Origin of the sequence: Xanthomarina maritima (assembly GCF_008084905.1) — a bacterium.
GTDB lineage: Bacteria > Bacteroidota > Bacteroidia > Flavobacteriales > Flavobacteriaceae > Xanthomarina > Xanthomarina maritima.
Genome location: NZ_VSFC01000058.1, coordinates 1 through 2,830 on the forward strand (window position 1 = coordinate 1; position 2,830 = coordinate 2,830).

At 35.2% G+C, this 2,830-nt stretch carries 1 pseudogene; it reads left to right on the forward strand.

The window, feature by feature from the left end:
• Nucleotides 1–2,830: pseudogene (locus FVF61_RS12145) on the forward strand (SprB repeat-containing protein); the annotation flags it as partial.

Genomic DNA, 2,830 nt, shown 5'->3' on the forward strand with positions numbered 1-2,830 from the left:
AAACAAATATATTATGCGCAGGTGCATCAACAGGTTCAATAGCAGTAAATGTTACTAATCCCAATGGAAATAGTTTAATGTATAGTATCGATGGAGGCGTAACTTTTGTTAATTCAAATGTATTTGCAGGTCTTTCAGCAGGAAGTTATGATGTAGTTGTGCAATATACTACAGGTCCAGATGTTTGTCTTACAGCACCACAGACAATTATTATTACTGAAAGTGCACCACTTACCGGAACAGCTACTTTAACAACTCCATATACATGTACAACAAATGGTGTTATTACAGTTTCAGGAGTTTCAGGAGGAACACCACCATATATGTATAGTATAGATGGAGTTACTTTTCAATCTGGTAATATTTTTTCTGGATTAACTGCAGGAACTTATACCATTACAATTCAAGATGCAAGTGGATGTACATTTATTACAAATAGTATAACAATCGATCCATTATATCCACCAACAGATATAACATTTAGTAACACACCATTAAGTTGTCCATTAAATACAACAACTATAACAATAACGAGTACAACTGGAGGAGTAGGAGTCTTAGAATATCAAATAATTGCTCCAGCTTCAGAAGCAACGCCATACCAAACATCTAATGTTTTCTCAGATTTACCACCTGGAACTTATACTTTTCAAGTAAATGATGAAAATGATTGTACTTATTTAGAATCTTATACTATTGCTCCTTTACCAGTATTAACGGTAAGCACCATTATTACAAAAGATTTAGATTGTACATCATCACCAGATGCTATTATAACAGGTACCATAATGGGTGGAACACCACCATTTACTTATGCAGTATCAATTAATGGTGGCGCATATAGCAATTTAGGAGCTACAGGCTCTCCATTTACTTATACTACAGCAACCTCAGGAACCTTCCAGTTTCAGATAACAGATTCTTTAGGCTGTACTGCAGAATCTGGAGTAAATACTATAGGTTTGTTAACCTTACCAGAAATACTTTCAGTAGTACAAACCCAACAAATTTTATGTCCAGGAGATTCAAATGCAGCAATTCAAGTAACTATTAATACAGCAGTTGGCGAACCAGTTTATGTAATAAATGTGTATAACAATACAACAGGAGTTGATTATGGCACACAAACTTCAGGATTAACTGCAGGTACTTATACCATCACCTTAACGGATGGAAATTCTTGTACAGATACAGATACCATCATTATAGCTGAGCCAAATCCTATTGTAGTGAATTATCATACGGTTGATATTACTTGTACTTTAGGAGGTGTTTCTCAAGGCTCTATCATAATTGATGGTGTTACAGGAGGAACAGCTCCTTATAATTATTTTGTAACTGGAACCAATGGTTATTCAAATTCAGAATTAAATACAACAGGATCTACATCTGTTAGTTTTGATGTTGTAGATTTTGGTTTATATCAAATTAATGTAGTCGATGCCAATGGATGTTCTGTATTGATTCAGGATGTATTAGTAGCGTCACCTCCAACAGATTTAGATATTAGTATTTCAGCAACAGTAGATTGTCTTTTAGGAGGAGAAGCAGTAGTCAGTATTGGTTCAACCTTAAGTAGTTCCGGGCCATTTTTCTTTAGTATTTATCCAGCAACAGGAACACCACCTGGAGGCTCATGGATTCCAGAAGATTCACCAGGAAGTGAATCAGCAACATTTACAGGTTTAACACCAGGAGTAACTTATACCTTTATAGTTTTTGATGCGTCTACAAACTGTAGTTATTATGAGCCAGCAACAACACCTATACCTACTAATTCAACGTTAACGGCAACAGCTGTAACAGCAAATAATATTACTTGTACAGGAAGTGCTGATGGGAATGTGACATTTACAGTTAATAGTGTCTATGGAACAGCAACCAGTATTACTTATGAAATATTTGATTCATTAACATTAGCAACAACAGGTGTTTCTGGAGTAGGAATAGTACCAGCAGGAGGATCTCTTACTGTGTCTAATTTAGGACCATTGCCTTTTGGAAATTATTATGTATTAATAAGCGAAACTTCTGGGGTTAATAGTGGATGTAGTGTTGTAACTGTTCCATTTAATATTACAGAATCAGCTATACTCTTAAACTTATCAGTATCAGTTGATCAGAATGCTAATTGTAATGCCAATTCTGGTGTTATAAGTGCTATTGGTCATAATGGAACAGCTCCTTATTTATATCAAATAACAACAACACCAGCATCTCCACTTGCTACAGACCCATCATGGGCTTCGGCAAGTACTTTTAATATGAATGCTGGTAATTATTATGTTCATGTATTAGATGCTTATGGCTGTGTCATTACAAGTCCTGTTGTTGTATTACCAATGGACCCAAGTCCATTAATTTCAGCAACTGTAAATAATCAATGTACTGGAGTAGAAGGGACGTTTGAAATAGATGTTACTCTAACTTCAGCAGGAATATCACCTTACATTTATAGTATAGATGGAGGAGCTTTTCAATCGCAGACAGCTCCATTTACTATTACTAATTTAACATCAGGAACTCATACTATAGAAGTGCAAGATGTGAATGGCTGTGGAAATTTAGTATCAGTAGATATAGCACCAATATTAGGAATTATACCGAATGTTACGGCAATACCAACATGTAATGATGATGATGGTGTAATAACAGTAACAGGATCTGGAGGAACAGGTTCTTATACCTATAGTATTAGTCCAAATCCAGCATCTATAAGTTTAACTGGAAATGTGTTTTCTGGAGTGCCATCAGGATTGTATACCATTACTATAACAGATACTAATACTTTATGTACAGAAGAGGCAACCATTTCAATTCAAGCAGCAAC